Annotated in this window: 22 protein-coding genes and 1 pseudogene; 12 read left to right on the top strand and 11 right to left on the bottom strand. The window is 53.9% G+C overall.

Translation table 11 applies throughout. The annotated features are described in order from the left end of the window. From RRU01S_RS23835 to RRU01S_RS23865, 6 genes are all read right to left on the bottom strand, one after another. A complete protein-coding gene (locus tag RRU01S_RS23835; RefSeq protein ID WP_045232723.1) occupies window positions 1–1056 on the bottom strand; it encodes a hypothetical protein in 1056 nt (351 codons plus the stop codon). 9 nt (window positions 1057–1065) lie between these two features. Then, window positions 1066–2550: a DUF4150 domain-containing protein gene (locus tag RRU01S_RS25105; RefSeq protein ID WP_052816249.1), complete on the bottom strand. Its 1485-nt coding sequence runs from the start codon at window positions 2548–2550 to the stop codon at window positions 1066–1068. After that, entirely contained in the window at window positions 2547–3617 is a 1071-nt protein-coding gene (locus RRU01S_RS23845; RefSeq protein ID WP_045232724.1) for a DUF2169 family type VI secretion system accessory protein, read from the bottom strand. Before RRU01S_RS23845 ends, RRU01S_RS25105 begins: the two co-directional genes overlap by 4 nt. Window positions 3618–3625: 8 nt before the next feature. Next, complete coding sequence (locus RRU01S_RS26345; protein ID WP_174447699.1) at window positions 3626–5311, bottom strand: bacteriophage T4 gp5 trimerization domain-containing protein; 1686 nt, start codon at window positions 5309–5311, stop codon at window positions 3626–3628. A 221-nt stretch (window positions 5312–5532) separates the two neighbouring features. Then, window positions 5533–6258: a type II toxin-antitoxin system VapC family toxin gene (locus tag RRU01S_RS23855; protein ID WP_131367837.1), complete on the bottom strand. Its 726-nt coding sequence runs from the start codon at window positions 6256–6258 to the stop codon at window positions 5533–5535. Between the two features lie 492 nt (window positions 6259–6750). Beyond that, window positions 6751–7686: a LysR substrate-binding domain-containing protein gene (locus RRU01S_RS23865; RefSeq protein ID WP_045232747.1), complete on the bottom strand. Its 936-nt coding sequence runs from the start codon at window positions 7684–7686 to the stop codon at window positions 6751–6753. A gap of 258 nt (window positions 7687–7944) precedes the next feature. Here RRU01S_RS23865 and RRU01S_RS23870 point away from each other — a divergent pair, with 258 nt between their 5' ends. The 8 genes from RRU01S_RS23870 (at window position 7945) to RRU01S_RS23905 (ending at window position 16758) form a co-directional block, all read left to right on the top strand. Further along, the gene (locus tag RRU01S_RS23870; RefSeq protein WP_045232726.1) at window positions 7945–9174 is read left to right on the top strand and encodes an ATP-grasp domain-containing protein; all 1230 of its coding nucleotides are present in this window, start codon (window positions 7945–7947) and stop codon (window positions 9172–9174) included. A gap of 32 nt (window positions 9175–9206) precedes the next feature. Then, the gene (locus RRU01S_RS23875; protein WP_045232727.1) at window positions 9207–10661 is read left to right on the top strand and encodes an FAD/NAD(P)-binding protein; all 1455 of its coding nucleotides are present in this window, start codon (window positions 9207–9209) and stop codon (window positions 10659–10661) included. Further along, window positions 10658–11698, top strand: coding sequence for an AbrB family transcriptional regulator (locus RRU01S_RS23880; protein WP_045232728.1), 1041 nt, complete (start codon window positions 10658–10660; stop codon window positions 11696–11698). Before RRU01S_RS23875 ends, RRU01S_RS23880 begins: the two co-directional genes overlap by 4 nt. Before the next feature lie 123 nt (window positions 11699–11821). Further along, window positions 11822–13048 carry an aminotransferase class I/II-fold pyridoxal phosphate-dependent enzyme gene (locus RRU01S_RS23885; RefSeq protein ID WP_045232729.1) on the top strand — a complete coding sequence of 409 codons (1227 nt, stop codon included), beginning with the start codon at window positions 11822–11824 and terminating at the stop codon, window positions 13046–13048. A 22-nt stretch (window positions 13049–13070) separates the two neighbouring features. Then, window positions 13071–13898: an HpcH/HpaI aldolase/citrate lyase family protein gene (locus tag RRU01S_RS23890; RefSeq protein WP_045232730.1), complete on the top strand. Its 828-nt coding sequence runs from the start codon at window positions 13071–13073 to the stop codon at window positions 13896–13898. Next, entirely contained in the window at window positions 13895–14428 is a 534-nt protein-coding gene (locus tag RRU01S_RS23895) for a MaoC family dehydratase (RefSeq protein ID WP_045232731.1), read from the top strand. The genes RRU01S_RS23890 and RRU01S_RS23895 overlap by 4 nt, the downstream gene beginning before the upstream one ends. After that, window positions 14415–15335: an ornithine cyclodeaminase family protein gene (locus RRU01S_RS23900; RefSeq protein WP_165572271.1), complete on the top strand. Its 921-nt coding sequence runs from the start codon at window positions 14415–14417 to the stop codon at window positions 15333–15335. The genes RRU01S_RS23895 and RRU01S_RS23900 overlap by 14 nt, the downstream gene beginning before the upstream one ends. Before the next feature lie 49 nt (window positions 15336–15384). After that, a complete protein-coding gene (locus tag RRU01S_RS23905) occupies window positions 15385–16758 on the top strand; it encodes an LLM class flavin-dependent oxidoreductase (RefSeq protein ID WP_045232733.1) in 1374 nt (457 codons plus the stop codon). Between the two features lie 107 nt (window positions 16759–16865). On the opposite strand, the gene RRU01S_RS26290 is transcribed toward RRU01S_RS23905, so the two are convergent. Continuing rightward, on the bottom strand, window positions 16866–17033 hold the full coding sequence (locus tag RRU01S_RS26290; RefSeq protein WP_165572272.1) for a hypothetical protein: 168 nt from the start codon (window positions 17031–17033) through the stop codon (window positions 16866–16868). A 797-nt stretch (window positions 17034–17830) separates the two neighbouring features. Between RRU01S_RS26290 and RRU01S_RS26635 the strand changes: the two genes are divergently transcribed. Next, complete coding sequence (locus RRU01S_RS26635) at window positions 17831–18094, top strand: hypothetical protein (RefSeq protein ID WP_052816255.1); 264 nt, start codon at window positions 17831–17833, stop codon at window positions 18092–18094. A gap of 73 nt (window positions 18095–18167) precedes the next feature. Next, window positions 18168–18507: pseudogene (locus RRU01S_RS26640) on the top strand (DUF1214 domain-containing protein). Window positions 18508–18970: 463 nt separating this feature from the next. Here the strand turns inward: RRU01S_RS26640 and RRU01S_RS26645 are convergent. Further along, entirely contained in the window at window positions 18971–19243 is a 273-nt protein-coding gene (locus RRU01S_RS26645; protein WP_234936262.1) for a hypothetical protein, read from the bottom strand. A 30-nt stretch (window positions 19244–19273) separates the two neighbouring features. Between RRU01S_RS26645 and RRU01S_RS26650 the strand changes: the two genes are divergently transcribed. Both RRU01S_RS26650 and RRU01S_RS26295 read left to right on the top strand, forming a co-directional pair. Next, the gene (locus RRU01S_RS26650) at window positions 19274–19450 is read left to right on the top strand and encodes a hypothetical protein (protein WP_234936261.1); all 177 of its coding nucleotides are present in this window, start codon (window positions 19274–19276) and stop codon (window positions 19448–19450) included. Window positions 19451–19460: 10 nt separating this feature from the next. Further along, window positions 19461–20093, top strand: coding sequence for a hypothetical protein (locus RRU01S_RS26295; protein WP_045232735.1), 633 nt, complete (start codon window positions 19461–19463; stop codon window positions 20091–20093). A gap of 414 nt (window positions 20094–20507) precedes the next feature. Here RRU01S_RS26295 and tnpC read toward each other — a convergent pair whose 3' ends face one another. From tnpC to tnpA, 3 genes are all read right to left on the bottom strand, one after another. Continuing rightward, window positions 20508–22073, bottom strand: a complete 1566-nt coding sequence (tnpC, locus tag RRU01S_RS23930) for an IS66 family transposase (RefSeq protein WP_045232736.1) — start codon at window positions 22071–22073, stop codon at window positions 20508–20510. Between the two features lie 72 nt (window positions 22074–22145). Next, window positions 22146–22493, bottom strand: coding sequence for an IS66 family insertion sequence element accessory protein TnpB (gene tnpB, locus RRU01S_RS23935; RefSeq protein ID WP_045232737.1), 348 nt, complete (start codon window positions 22491–22493; stop codon window positions 22146–22148). Continuing rightward, window positions 22490–22852: an IS66-like element accessory protein TnpA gene (tnpA, locus tag RRU01S_RS25650; RefSeq protein WP_081880142.1), complete on the bottom strand. Its 363-nt coding sequence runs from the start codon at window positions 22850–22852 to the stop codon at window positions 22490–22492. Before tnpA ends, tnpB begins: the two co-directional genes overlap by 4 nt. Window positions 22853–22957: the final 105 nt, after the last annotated feature.

The following is a 22957-nucleotide window of genomic DNA, read 5'->3' on the forward strand; positions in this document are numbered from 1 at the left end:
TTACGGCGTCATTGTTTCACTGCTAGGAAACAAAATGCGCTCCCAGGTTTTTCCATCGAAACGCAGCAAATCCTTTTCTCCCATCACCCACAACACCTCGTCGCCAACAGCAGAGACGGCGGAGACGTCATCAATGCCGGGAACGAGATCGCCTTCGACGCGCTCAAGTTTTGCCCCATCAAAAACAAAAAGACCGCGCGGACGACCAATACTGGACAGGTAAAGCTTGCCCTGAAAGCTCGCCATTCCGTTGAAAACAGGCGATCCTGGGACATTCAATTTGCGGAAGCCGTCACGGCTATTGCCAAAGAGAAAATTACCATCCCGTCCACAGGCATATACTGTGTCGGCATCGACCGCGTGGACTGCAAGTATTCCACTGTCTGCCTCCGTTTCGAGTTTTGAGATGCGCTCCCCGTCATAGTGATAAACGGCATTCTTTTCGCTGGCGAGATAAATGTCTTTCTCTGAAAGGCCCGCAATGTCCCAAATAACATTAAGTGCGTTATCTAAAATCAATTTAGATGTAAGATCAAAATTTTCTTGAGTGTTATTAGAGGGGTCATGCATTTTAAACAAATGCTGCCGAAGCTTAGAGCTTGGATCTAGTGTTGCGTCTGGCCCATCAAGAAATTTTGGGTCCAATATTTCCCACTCACCACCCGATGCTCGCTGGAGTAACTGCCCTCCGTCACCACAAGCAAACAAATGTTCCCCAATTTGTCGTATCTTTCTAAGATAACCTAACCGATGGTCTTTCCGTATTGGCGCCTTCGCCGGAATCAGAATTTCACGCGCCTTCGTATCGAAATCAACCGCAATACCGGCTTCCGCTAGAACATACAGAATGCGGTAAGACTGCTCCGCCGCCTCGTAAAGTGAGAGACTTGCGAGTGAAAAGTCGAAGGCTTCGTAAGACCATTCGCCATGATTGTACTGGCATATTGCTGTAAATGGCGTCGCAAGTTCCTGACCTTCCGGGTTCGTCCCAAGATAAGCAATATCGTAACTTACAGCGCATAGTCTCGTGAAACTGATTTTGGATTTTTTTTGCATCGTCTTCTTTCAATGTTTTGTCGCCCGAACGCCATTTTTCAGTAATTCATAAGCTTTATCAACGCCCTCAATCGGTGGCGGAATAGTTGTGCGACCAAGAATGTCAGAAAATAGATTAGGGTGCTTTTGAAGCTCCAAAGTAATCTCAGCGACACATTTTCCACCCTTGGCTGAGATTGCGGCGCTCATAGAAATCGCAGTTATTGTACCGATATCCGTTGTACCTTGAGGTGTACTTGAGCCTGATCCGGCTGTGTAAACTTGCGTATCTGCAGCGTGGGCAAGGCCATGTTCACTACCGGCATCCGCCTTTTGGCCAAACAGACAAATGGAGGGGCCTTCACCGAATTTTGGCAATCCTGGTATGCGCTTTTCATCGCGTTCAGCCTCTGCTCTTGTGCCATAACGCAGAGTATAATCTGGCACAATGTGATGGGCCTGATATCCTGGACCGCACAGAGTATTACAACTCTTTTTCATTTTGTCGTACGATCCTACGTGGCAACCGCAGTCCTTCTTTTCTTCTTCGTCCTTCTTGGGTTTACCCAGAATGCTTGTATTTCCTTCAGTTCTTGAATGAGGCTCGGGTTTTTTATCGGTGCGCTGTGCAGTCGCCTCAATGCCTGAGCCATTCGGTACGTCATTATCGACGTAGTGTTCCTTCTGAGGCGGGTCACCAACCCATAAACCCTTCTTGTACCAATCTTGCGGTTGGTTCACATTTCGTTTCAGCCAATAATCTGCATATGACATGGCCTCCATTGCACCGGGTCCGCTTGGGGAGATTGTTTTGATGTTTTTCAACATGTTCACTATCTTCCACCATCGACTTAGCTCTTCTGGCTTATTGTCATTGGCTGACGGTGGGATTTCGCCTTTTCCATTGAATCCATTTTGATTGAAAGGACTACCTCCGCTCGGAACCTGGCCCGGATTTACGGGATTACTGCTCTGCTGAACCGGAGTAGGAGCAACCGCAGTGTTTTGAGCATATTGCGCATTCATAACGAGCGGATCCGGCAATGCATCCGACATTATCTTGCCCTCATCCGAATCCTCAGCAGCCGTATCATCGGAAACTAAAAGAGGCGGCGTTGGGCCGAAAGACTTTTGATGTTTTGGCCAGACCAACTTGCCAGTGGTATTTTTGTTATTCATCCACCATTCGTCGCTATCCCGCGTGGCCCACTGACCTTCGATACGAACATTGTTCGAATGGCCTTTCCGGTGGCAGATAGAAGAAACTGTATTGGATTTGACACCCAATCCGGTGCCCGGTTCGTCGCCCATGCATTTTGTGACGATAGAGTTTTGCTTATGCGCCCGCTGGCCCGTCATGAACACACTGGAGGCCGTATTCGCATCGTCATCTTGATAGGCGATGATGCAGTAAGGCACTGGTGCCGTAGGAGAGCGACAGACGTCGGGGTACTTCGAAATAATGATGCCGTCGTGGGTCGCGCGGCTCGCTTCCCGAGGAGGGGGAATGCTCATGCTGTCTCCTCCGACAGACCATCAATCGTTGCCCTTGGGAGACCAGACGTCCGCATCGCATTAAGTTCGTCCACGGTCAGCTCAATCCGCAGGAAGTTAGGGCAGATCGGCAGCCACGAGCGCCAAGTTATGTCCACCTGGTATGGCGTTTGCCGAAGGTCGATGTGCAGGCCATCGAGATTAAGAAGAACCCGGACCTCTCGTCCATCACGCCACCGATAAAGCGCCGTGGGCTGTACACCGGGCAACGAAAACCGAAGGGTTCCGCCTCCCGGCGTCACGCGGGCAAGCTCGATAAACTCATCGCCTGCCAGGTAGCCTGGGTAAATCATGTCAGGATGTGCAGACTGGTAGAAACGGTAATCGAAATCTTCCGGCAATTGCGGATGGCGCTCAGCTACCCACGCGTCGTCGTAGGTTCCTGCATATTGCTGTCTCAGACGCCAGAACGGCGGTACAGGTGAAAACCCCTTTGGCGTTTTGCTGGCGAAAATGTCGGAATAGTCATCGTCGAGTGAATCAATCAGAGCAACAGGTAATGCATCATCGTTTTCGTTACCCTCTCTCGGTGGTCTTTTGATCCCTATAGGATTTTGCGGCACCTCTGGATCGTCATTCTGATCCCAACTCAGATCGCCCGCCGCATTCCGATAATCCATTGCCACTTCATCGATCGGTTCAGGTGCTGAGAGGCGCCAGCTTTTGGCGCGCCAAAGCCAATGGCGACGTCCATTGATGCGAACAGCATTCGCCCACTTGCCGATGCGCACCCCAGCAATCCACTCGGTGCTGGGGTGGCCCGTGGGAGCGTAAGCTTTTCCAAGAATGCTGATATCGGTTGACGGCTTGAACGGTACGAGATCGGCTGCTTTCAACAAAGGCGTCGTATGAGGATCTCCTTCATACTCATCGACCAGAACAAGCTCCTGCTCAGGGGCAAGAGCAAGTTCACCATCCTCGTCAATCGTGTACCGGCCACGAACAGCGATTACGCCCATGTCATGGCCATCACGATGGGCCTGCTCAAAGCCGATTGCGGCAAAAGGGGTGTTGTTCCGTCCGAGCATAGCCCACCTCAGTTCAGGTCGATAACGTCACCGTTGATCTGAACATGGCCGGAGGCCGCGAAATTGAATTTCGTGCCTGTGATCGTCACATTCCCATCCTTGTCCATCATCAATTTCGACTGGCCGCACTTAATAATGAATTCCTCTCCGGCATTGATTGTCATCGTGTGACCAACCGTGGTGTTTTTGTAGACACCGATCTGCTCGGTCCGGGCGATACCAATCGTGTCGGTACGAAATTTCTCGATCACAGTGGTGACGATGCCGCTCAGTGGGAACAACTTGCTAAGAAGCCCACCCAGCGCAGAGCCAGTGGACGTCTGCTCGCTGCCCGCACCCTTGGCAAAATTACCAGCATTGGTGACATCAGCGTTTGCCATGAGCGAGGAGGCCTCCGTCGCCACACCGGAAGACGCAATCGCACCAGCAAATTGTTGAAGCAGGGGATTATCAATCGCCGCTGCACCATTCTTGCTGTCAAGACCGCCAGCCGCAGCAATGCCGCTCAAAATTCCTAACAACGGGACGCCGCTCGCTCCACCACCAACCGTCAGGTTCATCGACCCGCCAATTTTCTCCTGATGGTTCTGCCCGACATCGATGGATTTGTTTTGCCCCACGCTTTCGACCTGGTGAGCTTCAACACGCTTCACGCGGTTGTTGAGAACTTTGAGGGTCTGGTCCTTCTGCGCGTGAAGAAACATGTTCTCTTGTCCAGCTTCATCTTCAAAGGACAGTTCGTTATACCCTTGGCCTTTGTGGGTGTTCGAGCGGAGCACCATCCGCGTCTTGTTGCCAGGAAGATCATAAGGTACCCCATTGGCGGGGTTGGGCACGACGCCCGTCACCAGCGGGCGATCGGGATCGCCATCGACAAAGGCAACCATGACTTCCATCCCAATACGACCTTCGCCGATGTCGCGCAGCAAATCTAGGCCACCACGCATACCGAACTTTCCGTCAGCCAACTGACGAAGAGCGAAATATGGTGCCGCTAGCTGCCGTGCATCGCCGTCGGACGAGTCGAGGAGCGTGTGTGCGTCACCGAACACATCAATGTACAATGCTATGGCCTCGGCCGCTGCGGTAGCCAGTTTTTTGTGACAGAATGCATGCAGTTCTTCGTCTTCGTCGAATTCGCCGTGGTCCCATGAATCTTGGAAAGTTTGGAGGTCAAGCGCGATGGATTCGCTTTGGCGCTCCAATCTTTCAATCTTCCGCTCTGTCACATTGGTGGAGTAAGCGCTCAGTACGGCTTTTCGACCTGACTCTGACCGCGCGCATTCCGTGTCCGCATCACGAACATTTTTTATTTCGTCGGCGCGCAGAACCTTCGATTTGTTGAGGAGGCGGATGGTTTCGCGTTGCGCGACCTCGGTAGCCTCTGCGAACTCGTTGATCGCGGCGATCGAAATGCCGCTGCCGATCAGAAGTTCCCGATGAATAGAGAAGGGAGACGATTTTGGACTTAAGATGGCTGCAGTTTTCTGTAGCTGCTCGATCTCCCGGAGGGACATATTGGCGTGCATCGACAGGAAAGTCTGGACTTGCGCCGAATCCAGTCCAGCTAGGTCATCAAAAGAAAGCGCGGCATCAACGTACAGCTTCGTGATTTCTTTATTTATCAAGATCAGTTTGTTCGCCACCTTGGACAGTTTGGCTTTCTGATCGAGTAGCATTTGGTTGGTCGTCATGGGGCGGCTCCGACAGGCGAGCGCGACCTTTACCATCCGAAGGTTGAATTAAACCGAAAAGCTAAAGTGAAGGAATTATAAATTGGCAGGAGTTGAGGTGCGAGGGCACGAAGTGTTATCGTAAGGAAAACCAACATCTGAGACGCACCGTCAAGGACGAGGTTGGCCACCTGAGGTCGAAGGATCTCGTCACGGTTTGCCCGTGCCAAGGTGTGATCCGGTTATATTGTTGGTTCTGTAAAAGACCCTTTAATTACAGGCAATTCGATTGGCTCCACGGACATCACTTCCCATCTATCGGTCATCGGGTTGTAGACGCCTGGAAGTCTGAAGTGACGGTCAATCTCCGCAAAATCGCCGTCGGTCGTCAGGATGGGCGTTCCGTAGGTGATTGCGACCGCTGAGATCATTAAGTCGTGGCTGACCCTTTGGCGTCTTTGGGCGGGGTTGGGAAACCAGAACTTTTTCAGCGCCGGACTAGCCATCATCTGCGCAAGTATGTCCTCCGTTTCACGCCCCAATCCCAAATAGAAGAAATTCGATTGTTCAATATCCTCAATCGCCCGTAGGACACGAGCTTTTGTGTCCTCGTCTCTTGAAAGATAAAGACCGCGCTTTATCTCGATTAGAACTGGAAAGCATATGCACAGGTGCGCGACTTCGGAGGCTTCCGCCAGCCAATCTCTTAGGCCTTCAGGTGGACGCTTCCTTGCACGAGCGCTGAGTATCGTCGTGTCCAGAAGCAGCATCGGCCTAATGGATTTGTTATCCTGTTTTAGCATCGTCTTTCCAAAGATCGATTTGCCGTTCTCGGCAGAAAACAGTACAATTGAACCGGCGTCAAAATATTTGGTCTCATGGGACTTTGAAGGTACCAACTCGTATGAACAAGGCGTGGACTCGGAAGCAAGCGGAAAGTGACCCGAAAGAGCTGTTCGACGCGTCAAAAGACGGTCCGCAGATCATAGAGGATGTCGACGGTCACTTCGTTCTGACGTTTAGCCGCACGGGGAAGATGCCTGTAAAGGACTGGGCTAAACTCCCAGGTACCCTAGATGACGACGAAGAGTTGTAGTGTCTGTTCCCACGACGACTTGCCAGAGTTCCAGCGATGTCTAGCGCGTCTCCCTACGGGTTTCTGCACGGTGGAATCTGAAGGTGATAGGTGGGGTGTAACAGTGCGCCGATCCGACGATCAAAGACGCATCTGGCTCTACGCCGAGCAGCTCTCTGGTAACGACGTTGTGTCGTTCAACTTCTATCTCGCCTCAGGGAGGCGTCCTACTCTTAAACCCTGCGAAATGTCTTCTGCCAAAGTGGTGAATTTTGTGGTGAACCTTTGCCCTCAACCAGACGACGCGCCTTCAAACTAGAAGCGGTGGGGTAGGAAACCTCTTTCAGGCAGTCTGCGTCTCGGCCCAGCGATCACAAGCCAAGTTCTAGCTGTGGGGTTTGCTGCCCACATAGCGAAAAGAGCTGACGTCAAGCGCGCGACTAGCCTGCGCCTCTGCGAGGACCCAGTTTTTGAAAGTGGCTATCTTGGAAGAGCGTCGTCGCGCCTCCTGATAAACGAGCCAGTAAGAGCGACCGTCATCAGCGATCACGTCGGAGAGCATGACCAACCGCCCTCGGACCAGATCCTCTCGAAACAGATAGGGCGTCAATAGAGCCACACCCTCTCCGTTTACCGCAGAAAGATATTCGAGGTTTTGGGCGCCAAAGGAGATATCCGGCCCCTCCGGGATAGGAGCGTCAGGAAACCCGGCCGCAGAAAACCAAAGCTTCCACCAAGGGTCATAACGGGCGATCAGAGGTACACCCAAGAGGTCCGGGGGATTAAACAGTGGCCCATTCTTCGCCAGAAAGTCGGGGCTGCACATCGGGGTAAAACTTATCGGAAACAGTTCATGTGAACGCAGATTTGGCCAGTTTCCTACTCCCGTCCAGATCCCAATGTCATTCCCGTTCACGTCGAGAGGCTGCATATGCGACGCTTGGACCTTCAACGCAATCAACGGGTAGGCCGATTGATAATGTTTGAGCCTAGGCGTGAGCCAAGTCGCCGCGAGGCTTGGTAGAACAGAGATTGACAAGTTGTTCTCATCGCGATCGCGGAACTCTTTGAAGGCCGTCCGGAGAAGGTCAAATGCCTCCGACACGCCCTCTGCCAAAGCCTCTCCTGCAGGTGTCAACGCAAGCTTTCCCGCGCCTCGGGCGAATAACTGTTGTCCTGTTGTCGTCTCAAGCGCCCTGACTTGCTGGCTTACGGCAGCCTGGGTTATTCCAAGTTCCTCTGCGGCGCGTGTGAAATTGAGATGGCGCGCGGCGGCCTCGAATGCGCGGACGGACGTTAGATGAGGTAGTTTCTGCGTCATGCCATTAGCCCTGCTTATGGTACCCTTCGACAATCTATTTTGCTCTTTCCGCACGACCGCGGCATATACGGCCAGCAAAACACTCATACATAGTATCCCTTTCAGATTTCAAGTGATGGTTAGTGAACGAGCTTCGTGGCAGTCGTGTGCCACTGACTGTGACGCGTCGATTAGTGCCTATGCTTGGTAACGAGCGCGCGCCGCGCATCCTGCAAATCTGGACGGACCTAATCTCGTAGTCTTGATAGGGTTTTCATAATGTCCAAGCCAGTTGTCCTCTTCGTCCCAACCAAGATCCTCCTGGAAACCCCGCAATCGGAATGGTTGGAAACGCTGGGAGAGAAGTTTGTCATACTGACATCAGCAGGCGGCCGCGACGCGCTGGGGAAGCACCTCCCGAACATGGTCGATCGCATGGAGTTTTTCGATAACTTCAACGATAATCCGGCGGTCGAGCTTCGTGCGCTGGACGTCGCGACGGATCTGGAAACCGATCTCGTGATCGCCCTGGCGGAAGTAGACCTGTTGCGTGCCGCTCGCGTAAGAGACCGTTTGAACTTCTCCACGACGAAACACGAGCAGAACACGCAGTATTTCCGCGACAAGTTCCTCATGAAACAGCGGCTGGCCGAACATGGAATAAAAATCCATCCGATGCGGACCTTTCAAAGCGCACTTGAGCTGAAGGACTTCGTCGACACTCATGGCTATCCCGTCGTCGCGAAGCCACGAGATGGAAGAGGCTCGGGCGGCGTCTGTGTTCTGCGAGACCATGCTGACTTCCTAGGCTACATATCCACCATGGACGCCACGACCTTCCAGAATCTCATGGTCGAGAAATTCGTGGAAGCGCCGATGCTGCATGTGAATGGCTTATACGTGGACGGCGAAGCTGTTTTCATTACTCCGGTAAGAGCGAACATCGGCTGCCTAGCTTTCCTCGACGGCGAGAGTCTGGGCGTCGCGATGCTTGATCGTGACAGCGAGCTACGCAAGGAGGCAGTCCAACTCACGAAACGCATTCTCGAAGAGGCGCTGCCGTCGCCAAGAAACTTCCTGTTTTATCTTGAATTGTTCGTAGTCGACGGCGAACTCGTGGTTTGCGAGATAGCCTCTCGGCTGGGAGGAAACGGCGTCAATCAAGAAGTTATAGAAGCGTTCGGTATCAACCCGCGGCTTGAATTTATCAAGGCCGAGAGAGGTTTTTCTGCGCTTCGGGGTGTGACCTTGGAGCCCAAAGCATTGGTGGGGTACATCGCGGTGCCTCCACGCGAAGGGGTTCTCATCGATTTCCCTGACAGCCCCCAACACGACTTCATACGCTCCTACAACATCACGGGTCAGCGCGGCAAAAAATACGAAAAGATGAAGCTGACCAACGGGGAAGTGGTGTGCGCCGTCGTCGAGGGTGCGACCGAAGCCCATGTCGCGAGCAGGTTGAACGAATTCGATGCTTGGGTCGCCACCAACTTCGTCTGGCAACAGTAATTCGGCGTTCTTCTTTCTTCCCTGGAGCGAATATGAAGATAGCTATCATTGGTTGCGGCTACGGCGGCGCGTTAGTCCTCAAGCGCCTACTGGACAAGTACGATTCGTGCTTGACGATCGACGTCTATGACGAAAATGGGAGTGTCGGAAGGGGCTATGCTTACCAGGTAGATGATGGATCAAATTTGCTGAATAGACCCGCGAGTTTGATGTATTTCTCCGAGAAGGGTGACTTCAAAAGATGGCTGGCGAGCAACTCCGACGAGTATGTTGCGCGTAGATTGTTCGGAAATTTCGTGAATTCGGCACTGACCGCCGCGATCGAGCGCAGTTGCCGAGCTCCGCGGTTCCTGAAAGAAAGAGTAGTGTCGGTTGACGAAGCAGTGGACGGCGTCTCGGTCACTGCGCGGACACGGCGGGACTACGATGCAGCCATCCTTGCGACGGGCAACGAGGCGCCAAAGGACGCCTACGGATTATCCGGGCTTAAGGGCTTCATAGCGGACCCATACCCGACTTCACAGTTTAGGCAGAGCGCTAGTGGAGAAATTGCGGTCCTCGGAGCTAGACTTTCCGCGATCGACGCCGCAGTAGCGATTCTCGACCGCGACGACGGCAGACGAGTGACCCTCTACAGTAGGAAATCCGGTCTTCCGCTTTCAAGCGACACCTACGAGCACATCACTCTTGTCAGCCTCTCTGAAGAGCTGCTGCGGGGCAGGGTTCTCGACCGCGGATTGAAGCTGACGGACGTCGCCCGGATCATCGATCTGGAATTTGAAGCGCAAGGCGTACCGATTACGGTCGGCCGTATGCTGAGATCGTCCGCCTGGCAAAGAGATCAGAACCTCAAGCGAAGAATATATTCGATACTGGCCTCGATGAACAATCTCGCGCCGATTTTTTGGGATGCGCTTACCGCGGAGGAGGCGCTTAGGTTCAAAAAGACCTGGTCGTCTATCTGGAACGCAGCACGCGTGCCAGTGCCGCCGCAAAAGCGAGAGCGCGTCGATGCATATATGGCGTCCGGGAGACTCATCTTTCGACAGGGATTGCAGAGCGTAGGAGGGGACAAAGGAGGCTTCACCCTCAAGACGCGTCAAGGGGTGTTTAGGGCAGATTTTCTCGTCAACGCAACTGGGCCTTCTCCAACACTTGAATCCCCTCTCTATTCGAGCATGTTTAAGTCGGGTGCCGCGCAGCCTCACGAATTCGGCGGGCTGCAGGTAGACATCGATACGTGCCGGGTGATCGGCAAAGGTGAAGGCAGCTCGCTATTTTCGTTGGGCCATCCCACCGCCGGGGCGTTTTTCAGTGCTAGCAACATCGACATCATTCAAACCCAGGCTCATCGCATAGCGCTCGCTATCGGTAAGCTCACGACTGGACGAGAAGCTACTTTCGAGCAGTCGAGAAATGGCCCGCCAAACACAATGATCTTCTCGCACGCGGCGCCTGCTGATCTTGGTCGAGGTGTCGGGCCATGAATATCCAAGAGCTTTCTAGAGTTTGGGCAGTCGCATTTCCGCTATCGGTAACCGCTGCTGGCGGGTTGGTGTTCGAAGCGGTAGGTATACCGAACGGACTTTTGATCGGCGGGCTTTTGGCGTCGCTTGTAATATGCAGGCTCTACCGCCGCGCCGAAGTCCTAGCCGGTAGTTTGCAGTATGTACAAATTACCATCGGAATAGAACTCGGAGCGCTCTTCGCCGCCGGAGATCTTGCCATAACTGGCAAGCTGGCTGCTGCTGCCTGTCTCCTGGCGATGTGCCTGATGTTGCAGATAGCGATAAGCTTTTTCTGGCTTAGAATTGTATCCGGCTGGACGGCAACAGATGCCGTCCTCGCCTCATATCCTGGCGCGATGGCTGCCGTCCTCGATCTGTTCGACAGGGCATCTGCATCCCCACGAGTAATCATGGTGCATGTTCTGAGGTTGATCGTGCTGACTGTCGCCGCGAGCGCAATGATTCATTCGTCGTCCGACGCCGGGACGCCTGGCTCAACAGGAATATGGAATTGGATCGCTGTCGGTGCAGTCGCGCTGGCGAGCCTAGTGGTCGGCCGGACGCTGGAGATGTGCAAGGTTCCCGCCCCTTACATGCTCGTCGCCACATTCTTTACGGCGGTGGGGCTCCGGTCAGGTTTTTCCGCCAGTGTAGACCTTCCGCACTGGTCTCTCGTCGTCTGCGAAATACTTCTCGCGCTTCTGATCACGATAAGAATCAAAGATGCCGGTCTTGCGGAGTTTAGGTCCAGCCTCATGCCGGGCACGATCGCGATCGTCCTTATGCTGTTAACATCGGCGGGAGTCGCCTGGCTTGCGAAGGTGTTGCTGCACCTGGACTTCGCAACCATGTCCCTGTCCTACGTGCCGGGCGGAGTGGAAAGCGTAGCTATCATTGCGATTTCTTCTGGCCTCGAAGCGTCGTTCATAATGAAGCTGCACTTTTTCAGGTTGATCTTGGTGCAAACTGCTCCAGCAGTGGTCTCGCTTCTACGATTGCGTTCAAGCCCCGGTTGACAACCTTGTTCTTTAGCTGCCCGAGCGATCATTCGTGCGGTTCCTTCGAAGCGCTGGCTCTTCAGCCCCGTATAACGCTTCCCTGCATTCATCTGCCTCGTCCCAATCAGGAAGGTTTAGCCAATGGAAATGACCGTCGATATCCGAAACAAGTTCAGAAACACGGCGAAAATGACGGCGTTGAGCTACGAGAACTGGCAGATCGCAAAGGCGAGGGGGCTCGTCGATTTATTCGTGCACACCGATCGTGTTGGGCATTCTCTGCCCGGAACCGAAACCAAGTTTGTCAATATGAGCAGCTACTCGTATCTCGGGCTCAACCGGCATGCAGCGATTGTTCAGGGGTCGATAGATGCGTTACTCGATGAAGCGATCACCGGGCTCGCCATCGCGCCGACGCGGATGCGCCCGTCACTGGCGCGAAGCGCCGAACAAGGTCTATCTGATCTTTTCGACGCGACATGCGTAATTGGGCTTTCGTGCTCCGTGATGACGTCGGCGCTCCTCCCTCTCGTTTCGTCAGGGCATCTCGTGGACGGGTTGCCCCGTGTGACCGTGTTCGATCGGCATGCTCATTTCTGCATGGAGATGGTAAAACCTATTTGCGCCGACGAAGCTCCAGTGCTTGTCGCCCCCCACAACGACATCAATTTTCTTGAAGATATATGCAAACGCGAACAGCGTGTAGCCTACGTTGCCGACGGCGCGTATTCTCTGGGTGGAACCACGATACTGCGAGACTTACGCTACCTGCAGGATAAGTATGGTCTGTTTCTTTGGTTCGACGACTCGCATTCTCTCTCAGTGCTCGGTGCAAGCGGGGAGGGTTTCGTTAGATCTCAGCTAGACGAGGTGAACCCGCTTACTGTCATCAGCGCGTCGTTGAACAAGGGGTTCGGATGCTCAGGCGGCGTGGCTATGCTGCATAAGGGCTTCGATACCTCGTTTTTGAACACGACGAACGGCGGACCTCTCACTTGGTCTCAAAGCCTTACAACTGCGAGTCTCGGCAGTATCGTCGCGGGCGTCAGCATCCACAAAAGCGGTGAGTTACTCGAGCTGCAGCAGAATTTGCAGAGCAATATCAGGACATTCGACGAGGCATATCCAACCGCCCTTGCTGGAGGCGAACTGCCGATCAGGATGGTGACCACTGGGGACGCACAGGTCGCGATGGATATCTCGCAGAGACTGTTGGAGCGGGGTTTTTACTGTGCCCCTGTGTACTTTCCGATTACGCCGCGTGGAAGAGAAGGGCTCCGAGTGATGATCAGAGCCGACCACAGGTCTGAAGACATTATCGCCTTCGCCGACGCATTATCCCAAGAAGTCAGCACAAGCGCGGTATGATACTAAGTGGAGAAGGTGCAAAATGACTATCAAGAGCGTGCTAATAACGCCGGGAACCCGCCTTGATCGATATCAGGGGACCAGAACTATACCTGCCGACGCGGTGATGTTCGACCTTGAGGACGCCGTGCCGGCCCAAGAAAAATCGGTTGCGCGGCGGCATTGGGGGTCGTTGACGGACGCGACGGTGCGGGCGCGGACTGCTGTGCGCATCAATTCTTTCCCATCCATGGACAGTCTTCGAGACCTCGTCTGCGTCCTTTCATCTGAGGTCACGCCCGATCTCGTATTCGTTCCGAAAGCAGAATCTGCGAGGTGCTTCCGGCTGCTCGATGAATTACTCGACGACGCGGGAGTGGAAACGGGCCTTGTCGCATTGATCGAAACGCCACGGGGCGTGGCGAGCGCTCTCGAAATCTCGACCGCCAGTCGACGATTGAAAGCCCTCGCCTTCGGCGCTGCCGACTATTCAATGGCGTTGGGCACAGGTATGGAGTGGGACCTGATGCTTCACGCCCGATGGTCGATAGTCAATGCCGCCAAGGCATGCGAGCTCCAGGCGATAGACTCTCCATCCTTCGATCTACAGAACCAGCACATGCTGCGACAAGATTGCGAACGCGCCAACAAGATGGGGTTCACCGGAAAATTTGCGGTGCACCCGAAACAAGTTGCTACGATCAATGAAGTCTTTCGTCCCGACGCCGAAGCGATTTCTTGGGCCATCAAGGTAGTTCAGGCCGCCGAAGACAGCGCGACGAGTATCGGAACTTTGGATGGATCGATGATCGGGCCGCCTTTTCTCCGTCGCGCGCAGAATATTCTGGCGGCGGTGAGCTCACCATCATGAGGAGCATCAATGCTTTCGACCGAGACGAAGCCAACCGATATGTCGAGCGCCAAGGACTTTACTACGACGAGTTCAACATAGGTGATGTCATAGTCCACCGACCTTCACGCACTGTTACTGAAGCGGATAACACATGGATGTCCCTACTTTGCCACAACGTCCACCCGCTTCATATCGATAGCGACTACGCCTCGCGTACTGAATTCGGTCGGCCGGTGGTGTCAAGCCTCGTCACACTCTCGATCATCACCGGAATGACCACCCGCAGTACAAGTGCGAAAGCGATCGCTAACCTTGGATGGGACGAGGTAAGGTTGATAAGGCCGGTTTTCGTCGGTGACACAATCCACGCCGAGACAACTGTTAAAGGTAAACGGAAGTCGGGGTCACGAGAGAACTGCGGAATCGTTTCTTTCAGCACGGTCGGAAAAACTGCGGACGACATGATCTTCATGAGTTTCGTAAGGCATGCGCTCATACCTGCCAGACCCGGCTATACTCCAGAAGGCAATGAAGTTGCGGCATCTTGATCGGAAAGACATCGACCAAGCGGCCGATCTAGACGAGCTTATTGAAGATATGGATGCCTTCTTATCTCTAGGTGTCCGTCACCGAATGCAAACCCCGCTCCGAACACTCTTGTCGACGCAGTCGGGCGAGGGGCTGCTAGTCGCAATGCCCTCCTACTCACCTGATCTCGGGCTGTTCACCACGAAACTTGGAACAGTGATCAAACCGGGGGGCGGCGACAAGGCAGCATCCGTCAATACGCTTGTCGCTGCTTTCGACGCTGTGACTGGCCGCGCCATCGCAACCGTTGACGGCTGCGGCATTACGCACCTGAAGTGCGCCGCTCTTACGGCTGTAGTGACCCGATACTGCTCAGCATCGGACGCGCACTCCCTTGGAGTTGTCGGCGCAGGAGCGCTTGCTTGCGCACAGATCGTCGGGATCGCTAGGGTACGACAGTTATCGGAAATTTCGGTCTATGCACGCAGTAGCGGATCTGCAGAGATGCTCCGACGCAATCTCGCCGAACGACACAATTTCCATACGCCGCTCTCCTTCTCAGGATCAGTCGAAGAAGCGGTACGAAACAAGATGGTGGTGGCAACGTCCACTACATCGCGACAAGCACTGATTGATGCGGGCTGGCTTGTAGAGAGTGTGCACGTAAACTGCATGGGTGCACGCTCCCACGAGACGACCGAGCTTGATCCGCTCGCCTTGAAAGATTCCATCCTCCTCGTCGAGGATGTAGACACCGCTGTTCAGGAAGCCGGGCCAACTCATCGTTCGGGAATTGTTCTCGAAGAAATGATGAGACTTCGAGCGCGCCTTCCTGTTGGCCGCACGGTGTTCAGTTCGTCGGGACACGGGGCATTCGATATGCTCGCAACGGCTCACGTAATCCGGCGCGCAGGCTTACTTTCCTAAAAGGCCGGTCGAGGTCGAAAAACAATCTCGTTCAAAGGTGTAAGACCATATGAAGCAAGTCAGGTTCAACGCCTTTTTAATGAATTGCATCAGCCATCTATCTCCTGGCTTATGGAGGACGGTGGGTGACAGATCACGAGACTACAACGATCTGGGGCATTGGGTGCGCTTGGCGCAGACCCTCGAAAGGGGTTACTTCGACGCGATCTTTTTGGCAGATATCCTTGGAGTTTACGACACCTATCAAGACTCCGTGGAACCCTCGCTACGGATGGCTGCTCAGATTCCCGTTAACGACCCGCTTCCGTTGATACCCGTTATGGCTCATGCAACCGAACACATAGGTTTCGGCCTGACCGCCTCCGTATCGTTCGAGCATCCTTTCCCCTTTGCCCGACGGATGTCCACACTTGATCACCTAACCAAAGGGAGGATCGCGTGGAATATCGTGACCTCGTACCTTGAGAGTGCCGCACGCAATCTTGGACAAGATAAGATAACAGACCACGATCAACGGTATGACATGGCAGATGAGTATCTCGAGGTCGTTTACAAGCTCTGGGAGGCGAGCTGGCATGAGGATGCGGTCTGCGGCGCGGGAACGAATTTCGCGGACGCAAAGAGGGTCGATCCTATCCTCCACGAGGGTCGATTCTTCAAGGTTCCCGGCATCCATCTCAGTGAGCCATCGCCACAAAGAACGCCGGTCCTTTTTCAAGCCGGCAGCTCAGGACGCGGGAAGCGATTTGCTGCGCGCCACGCAGAGTGCGTCTTCACCGGGTGCCCTTCGAAATCAGTTATGCGGACCGTTGTATCCGATATCCGCAGTCAGGTTGGGGAGGAGGGCCGCGATCCTCGAAGCGTTCTCATATTCAATATGCAGACGATAATCTTGCGTGCGTCGGATGAGGAGGCACAAGATGAGTATGCCCGCCTAATGAGCTTTGTGGACCGAGATGCAGTTCTTGCGATCTTTTCGGGGGCAATGGGCATAGATCTCGGACAACTGCCATACGATAAACCGCTTCGCTATGCCAAAACACAGATGGCGCAATCGGTGTTGGAGGCCTTCACAAGTGCTGATCCTTCAAAGGATTGGACTATACGCGAGATCGTCGAGTGGTGCGGAATCGGTGGCAGGGGACCGGTTTTCGTCGGATCGCCTGTCACCGTGGCGAATATGATTGAGGAGTGGGTCGAGGACACCGATCTAGATGGTTTCAATCTGTCCTACGCCACTATGCCAGGAAGTTACGAGGACATAGTCGATCTTCTTGTTCCAGAGCTACAAAAAAGAGGCCGATATAAAACGGCCTACGACACTGGAAGTCTTCGTGAGAAGTTCTTCGGCTGCGGAGCGAGGCTCAGCGGAACCGATCTTGCGCGTCGCCTCAGCCGATTGCACAACCCACGAACGACCTGACGACGCAGCTAGTCTTGCGAGGACACGTTGCGGAAATTGGTTACGCGAGGATCGCCCAAGTCCGCGATTTATTGGAAAGACGATCCACATCCAGTGCGGACTGTGCATCAAGCATCGGTTTTCAATCGACTCGAGCCCGCAACCGGATCACGCTCGGCTCGCACCAAATCACCATTCCGCGCTTTCAGATAAAAATCCACTGTGCGGCTAAGCAGCGAGACGTCTAAGACAAATCGCTTTTCTTCGGTCTCATTTTTGTATGCCAGTGCTTTCATCGACTTAACACCTTCAAACAGTAACCAGGATGACCGCCTATGAACGAATATCCTACCCGCTCGTAGAGATTGATGGTTTCGAGCGTCGGTTGCTCTATTCTTATACTAGATACACCTGCCTGTACAGATGCGGCTTGCAAGGCCATATCGGCAATTTCTAATATGAACCCTTTAAACGCGTGGGCAGAAGAAGGGTTGCCTTCCAACATGAAGACCCTGAGTGCGGATTGCCTTGGATCAAACCTTCCGAGAAGGAGCCCACATAAATTGGCACCATCCATGAAAGCGACACCGAAGCGACAGGGTTCCTTTCGCCATTCATCGTTAAAGTAATAATTCCATTCGAGCGACCAATCGGATGCCTTGTCGACTATTGCTCGATTAGGTACCTCTAAACTAACCGTATGGTTTTTGAAACACTGTAGATCTTGTACCATTACAGTTAGGGGCGGCAACAACTCTTTATTCAAATCAAAGCAATATTGTCTAATTTGATCGGAGGGGACATCGGACAATTTATACATTATTTAGGTGCGCTTTCATATTGGATACCCAATACACATTTGACAGTTAATTCTTGATAAAAACGCGCGCACTTTCAATGGCCAGTCCCAACGGTTTTGGCGGCGAAGGGTTGTTACTAAACAACTCAAGGTGAGACTCAGCAATTCTCCCTAGGCAGATTTGAACAAGGAGGATTCGCGAAAAACAGATATCCCAACGATCCTCAACAAGTGGCAAAACAAAAATAATTGACTCTCATTTTTGAGCCCAAAGCATGACTACAGAGAGGGAGGATGCCGAAGAAGAATGAGCAGCCAGACTGCTTCGACGTAGCGGATAACCCCGCCATGATGGCAGCCATTGTCGAAGAGGCACAAAAGACAGAGGCCGAACTTGTCGGCCCATCGCAACAGTTTCGGAACTGGGGTGTTCAGCTCCAACACAACTGGTCGACCACCGGTAAAAATGCGGCTTTTGGAACGGATTATGACCCGAACCGCTGTCGCCAAGTCCAACATTTTGGTCAATTCCTCGACGGAAACGAAATATTTTTATAAGGGCATGGATGTAGTTGGGCAGCGTTTGAATAGGGCGTCACCTTCAGCAATGGTGAAGCCTTCAATGCCGACGATGTCCGCGCGCAGTTATACCGTGACCTTTGAAAAGTACGAAACGCCTCCTGTGGATGGCTTCTGGTCTCTCACGATGCACGACGCTCAGCACTTTTTTGTTCCGAACGCTTTCCCGTTTCTCATTAGGAACGAAGACCAAGACTTTGAAATACAAAGATGATGGCTCACTGACGCTCTACATTCAGGAGAAATCGCCGGGTCAGGGAAATGACCCGAATTGGTTGCCCGCACCTGCGGGAGAGTTCTCGCTGTATCTGCGCGCTTACTGGCCGAAGACGGAGATTGTAGATGGCACATGGAGCCCGCCTGGTGAACAGACGGACGCAAGGATATCCTAATCCTTTAGACGTCCCTGATTTCCTCATGTGTTCTGGCTTATCCGACGTCTGAAGTTGTGACGCCTCGGAACTATCAGCCTTGGCCTCCGAGTGCGGCCATCCCGCTGTGTCGAAATAACCGGCCCTTATACCACGACGCTTTTGCGATAAGATTACATCAGCGCCCCGACAGGCAAATGCCGATTAAATGAATTCGCTATTGACTTTCTTATTTTTGTTCATATTTTGTTCCGCATGATCAAGATGCTGAACATATCTCGAATAGGTTGAACGGGCAGGCCGCTCCGAAGCGGCGCAGGCAATGTTTATCTAACCGAGGGTGTTCATGATGAGCCATCCGCATTTTGATACGTCAGCGGCACTGTATGCCGCTTTTGACGAAGCTTCTTCGAAACTTTTCTATCCCAAGGGCACTGTGCGGTGCTCCGGTGACCCAATGTTTCGGTCGCGGTCAGCGAGAGACCTAGGCTGCATTCTCGACGTCGATCCGACTGTCGTCGCTTGGCTTTGCTTGCCATTGGAGTTCGAAACCGAGCTCGGCCCATATGTTCCGGATTTCCTTGTGAAATATGAACACGGCAAACCCTGCCTTCTTGACGCTGTCGAGGACGAGGAAAATCCTGCGATCAAGGAAGGCGCTGCCCTTGCCGGTCACCAGTATCGGGGCCTTCCGCGAAAAGAGACCGAGGCTGGCTTCCGGCTTGCCAACGCCCGTGACCTCCTCCGTTACGCCCAATCGAGGACGCCTCTGAACGACCGAATCAGAATGCTATCCGCGCTTGATGAGGTCCGCTCGCTGACTGTCGCAGAGTGCCTGCATATTTTCACTGAAGTGAAGCCGTTGACAGGCATCTCTTGGATGGCCCTCCATCAATTGATCGCGCTCGATCTCGACGAGGAGATGATCAACCCCGAGACGGTCATCCGTCGTTTCCAGCGCTAGGGAGGTTGGAATGGAAAACTCCCGTAGGCGTCGCCGCACGGTGACACTTGAACGATTGGCTTACGCGCTCACCCTCAAGTCGGCGGCACGCTTGGGCGGCGCGTTCAAAAAAAGTCAGAACGAACGGCAGATCGTCATTGTTCTCCGCATTCCTCTTGGTTCCGAACTCGATGAATATGTCGCCGCAGCAAGCATTCTGACGAGCACCGCCCACAGCCTTGCTAGCTTCGAGATCTCAACGCCCAAGCTTGGCCACAGGAGCGGCATTGATATCGAACTGATCAGCGCCCAACTCAAATTGAAACATTCCATCCTCATCATCTGGCCCTCGGAACATTCGTTGCCAAGAGAAATCGAGCTCGCGGCCGACCGTGTCGTAGACGTGGGTGAGGTAAGACCATTCCATCTGGCTGCCGCCGCGAAGGAGTTCTCGGGCCAGAATGTCGACATGGCGGATGCGCGAAAGATTCTCGAGCATCCTTTTTCAGCGGTCGTTGCTGCATTCAGGCCAGGCAGACCGGTCTCAGAGGTTCTCGCGCGACTTGCTGCAGTCGAGACAGATGTGCAGCCCCCTCACGTCGAAGCGCCTCCACGTCTCGAAAACCTTGTAGGGTATGGCGAGGCGAAGACATCCACGCGATAGGCCTTGTTCGTCGGGATCGACGTCAGCGACGTATCTCGTGTGTAGTCCAGAACCGTAACGGTCTCGACGTCTTTGATGCGTGCATCGATCGCTGCCTTTGCGCGATCATGCTTCCATGTATTAGCCATTTGCGTTTCAACTCCAAACTGATCCACGGAAGATGATAATCCACCGATGCGATTGTTTCACTGTTTGTTCCTTGAGGCATTTTCCGGGCACTTTGCAGTGCCCGGAATCAGTCGAATCCTTGGATTGGCCAATTTCAGGATCCAAAACGGCCATTACTAGGGTCGTTTGGCCAGTATTAGGATCCGTTTCTCATGTCGCGTTTGTACGATGACATCGACTTTGTCGGTTAGCGTCCGGTGAGCGGACTTTCGGTCAGCATCACTCAATCCTGTTTTGAGCGAACTATCAGGCCGCCTCGTTCAATTCTTTTAACGGTGACCACCGCCAAGGCAAAAGCTCGTCGAGGCGATCCGCGGGGTGATCCTGAATGCGTGACAGGACATCGGTCAAATACGCCTCCGGATTGTGGCCGTGGAGCTTTGCTGTTTCGATGATGCTCAGGATATTTGCGATGCGCTCACCACCCTTGTCTGAGCCCGCAAACAACCAGTTTCGCCTTCCAACACCAAGCGGCCGCATGGCACGCTCAGCTATGTTGTTGTCGATTTCAACCCGGCCGTCATCAAGATAGACGCTCAATGCTGACCATCGTGACAGCGCATACCGCATCGCTTCCGCCAGCTTCTGTTTCTGTGGCAGGGTCTTCTGGACATCCTCGATCCACTCTTTCAGCTCGGCCAGGATGGGTTTGGCATGCTGCTGGCGCAAATCCCGTCTCTCGTCAGGCAACATGCCACGGATACGATCCTCGATATCGTAGAGAGCACCGATGCGCGTCAGCGCTTCCTGCGCGATCGGTGATGGCTTGAGTTTGATCACGTCATGGAATTTGCGGCGTACATGCGCCATGCAGGCAGCCTCGATGATCTGATTGCCGTACAGCTTGTTGTAACCAGCATACCCGTCCGCGTGCATCACGCCACTGAAGTTGGAAAGATGTTCAGCCGGGTGCACCCCCTTGCGGTCAGGGCTGTAATAATAAGCGATCGCTCCGGGCCGGGGATCTTGATAGCCACGCCCATCGAAGACGTAGACCCAGACCCTCCCGGTCTTGGTCTTTCCTCGTCCAGGGTCGAGAACATCGACCGGAGTGTCGTCGGTATGGATCCGATCGACGGCCGCGATATGCGCTCTGATCAGCAAAATCAGGGGGCCGAGCAAAGCCGATGCACGCCCCATCCAGTCGGCCATCACGGAACGGGAGATATCGATCCCAAGCCGATCGTACATCTCCGACAGTCGGTAAAGTGGGATGTGATCGTCGAATTTGGCGACCATGATATGGGCAAGCAATCCGGGACCGGGTTTGCCGCGCTCGATCGGTAGGGTCGGCATCTTGCCAGACACCGATGTGTCGCAGTCCTTGCAAACGAAGCGCTTTTCGACATGGCGAACAATCTTCACGGATGCCGGCACATGCTCCATGACCTGGACCACCTTATCCGGTGCTTTCAGGAACGATGTCCCGCCGCAGGTCGGGCAATTGCACGGCGCCGGATAGATCCGCTCGTCTGTCGGCAGCCCATCCGGCAAGGGTTTGCGCTTTGGCTTTTCGCTGGCATCTTCCAGCTCCGGCAGAGGTGTCTTTCCAGAGCGAACCTCAGCCTCGGCGCGGGACGCTTCGATCTCCTCAAGCATCAGTTCGAATTGTTCGATCTTCCGGTCTATTTTCTCGGACGAGGCCCCATGCTGTCGATGGCGCAGCAACTCCAACTGCGCGCGCAAAATGTCGATTATGGTATCGCGCTTGGTAACTTCGGCGTCTTGTCGCTCGAGTTTCGCCGCCTGCTCAGCAACCAGTGCACGCAGTGCAGATAGCTCGTCCTGACCCTGTGGCGCCGTTGTTTCCATACCCAAAAATGTAACTGATTTGGCCCTTTAGCGCCAGTATTTTACCCCTGACACCCTTGCAAAATAACGCTTTCAGCCCGTGCGATGAGGCGCTGAAGTCCATGTCGGTCGCCGCCAATCGATCCCCTCGACGAGCATCGACAACTGAGCCTGCGTCAGATGCACAACGCCATCTTTGGCCGCCGGCCATGGGAAGTATCCGCGTTCCAAAACCTTGTAAAACAGGCAAAACCCCTGGCCGTCCCACCATAAAAGCTTGATCCGGTCGGCGCGCCTGCCGCGGAACCCGAAGATCGCGCCAGAACCAGGCGCTTGCCTGATCACTCCCTCGACCAGTGCAGACAATCCGTCGATACCGCGACGCATGTCGGTCACTCCGCAGGCCAGATAAACCTGCATATTCCCTGACGGCCCGATCATGCGGCTTCAACACAAGCGATCAACGATGCCAAAGTCTCTCGCTCGATGTTTACCGGCACCTTCAGGCTGCGACCGTTGCGCAACGAGATCTGCACAGACATCTTAACGGGAAAATTGGATGGGATCTGCCGAAGTGGATCGTTGTCAACAAGACGGACCGGCAAGAACGACGGTGCGTCATCTCGACTGCAGAGAGTTCTGCGCCAGACCCTGATTTGCGATGGATGAACGTCATGCCGACGTGCCACATCGCAAACACGCGCGCCAGGTTGAGCCGCTTCCGCCAGGATGCTCAGCTTTACCTCCAACGGCCAACGCCGCCTGCGTTCAATGCCTGAAATAATCTCCATGCGAGCCATGCCAACCTCTAAGATCCCGATCTAATCCCAGCACTAATGCTGGTACTAACGCCAGATCATCGCCTGGATGGCTCAGTTCGCGAAATGACTTGGCCGGACGCACAC

The sequence above is a fragment of the Agrobacterium rubi TR3 = NBRC 13261 genome (assembly GCF_000739935.1).
Classification (GTDB): Bacteria; Pseudomonadota; Alphaproteobacteria; order Rhizobiales; family Rhizobiaceae; genus Agrobacterium; species Agrobacterium rubi.

Coding starts and splice junctions, on each gene's coding strand:
- RRU01S_RS23835 (WP_045232723.1), bottom strand. CDS start 1,056: ATGCAAAAAAAATCCAAAATCAGTTTCACGAGACTATGCGCTGTAAGT.
- RRU01S_RS25105 (WP_052816249.1), bottom strand. CDS start 2,550: ATGAGCATTCCCCCTCCTCGGGAAGCGAGCCGCGCGACCCACGACGGC.
- RRU01S_RS23845 (WP_045232724.1), bottom strand. CDS start 3,617: ATGCTCGGACGGAACAACACCCCTTTTGCCGCAATCGGCTTTGAGCAG.
- RRU01S_RS26345 (WP_174447699.1), bottom strand. CDS start 5,311: ATGACGACCAACCAAATGCTACTCGATCAGAAAGCCAAACTGTCCAAG.
- RRU01S_RS23865 (WP_045232747.1), bottom strand. CDS start 7,686: ATGACGCAGAAACTACCTCATCTAACGTCCGTCCGCGCATTCGAGGCC.
- RRU01S_RS23870 (WP_045232726.1), top strand. CDS start 7,945: ATGTCCAAGCCAGTTGTCCTCTTCGTCCCAACCAAGATCCTCCTGGAA.
- RRU01S_RS23875 (WP_045232727.1), top strand. CDS start 9,207: ATGAAGATAGCTATCATTGGTTGCGGCTACGGCGGCGCGTTAGTCCTC.
- RRU01S_RS23880 (WP_045232728.1), top strand. CDS start 10,658: ATGAATATCCAAGAGCTTTCTAGAGTTTGGGCAGTCGCATTTCCGCTA.
- RRU01S_RS23885 (WP_045232729.1), top strand. CDS start 11,822: ATGGAAATGACCGTCGATATCCGAAACAAGTTCAGAAACACGGCGAAA.
- RRU01S_RS23890 (WP_045232730.1), top strand. CDS start 13,071: ATGACTATCAAGAGCGTGCTAATAACGCCGGGAACCCGCCTTGATCGA.
- RRU01S_RS23895 (WP_045232731.1), top strand. CDS start 13,895: ATGAGGAGCATCAATGCTTTCGACCGAGACGAAGCCAACCGATATGTC.
- RRU01S_RS23905 (WP_045232733.1), top strand. CDS start 15,385: ATGAAGCAAGTCAGGTTCAACGCCTTTTTAATGAATTGCATCAGCCAT.
- RRU01S_RS26290 (WP_165572272.1), bottom strand. CDS start 17,033: ATGAAAGCACTGGCATACAAAAATGAGACCGAAGAAAAGCGATTTGTC.
- RRU01S_RS26635 (WP_052816255.1), top strand. CDS start 17,831: ATGCCGAAGAAGAATGAGCAGCCAGACTGCTTCGACGTAGCGGATAAC.
- RRU01S_RS26650 (WP_234936261.1), top strand. CDS start 19,274: ATGCTATCCGCGCTTGATGAGGTCCGCTCGCTGACTGTCGCAGAGTGC.
- RRU01S_RS26295 (WP_045232735.1), top strand. CDS start 19,461: ATGGAAAACTCCCGTAGGCGTCGCCGCACGGTGACACTTGAACGATTG.
- tnpC (WP_045232736.1), bottom strand. CDS start 22,073: ATGGAAACAACGGCGCCACAGGGTCAGGACGAGCTATCTGCACTGCGT.
- tnpB (WP_045232737.1), bottom strand. CDS start 22,493: ATGATCGGGCCGTCAGGGAATATGCAGGTTTATCTGGCCTGCGGAGTG.
- tnpA (WP_081880142.1), bottom strand. CDS start 22,852: ATGGCTCGCATGGAGATTATTTCAGGCATTGAACGCAGGCGGCGTTGG.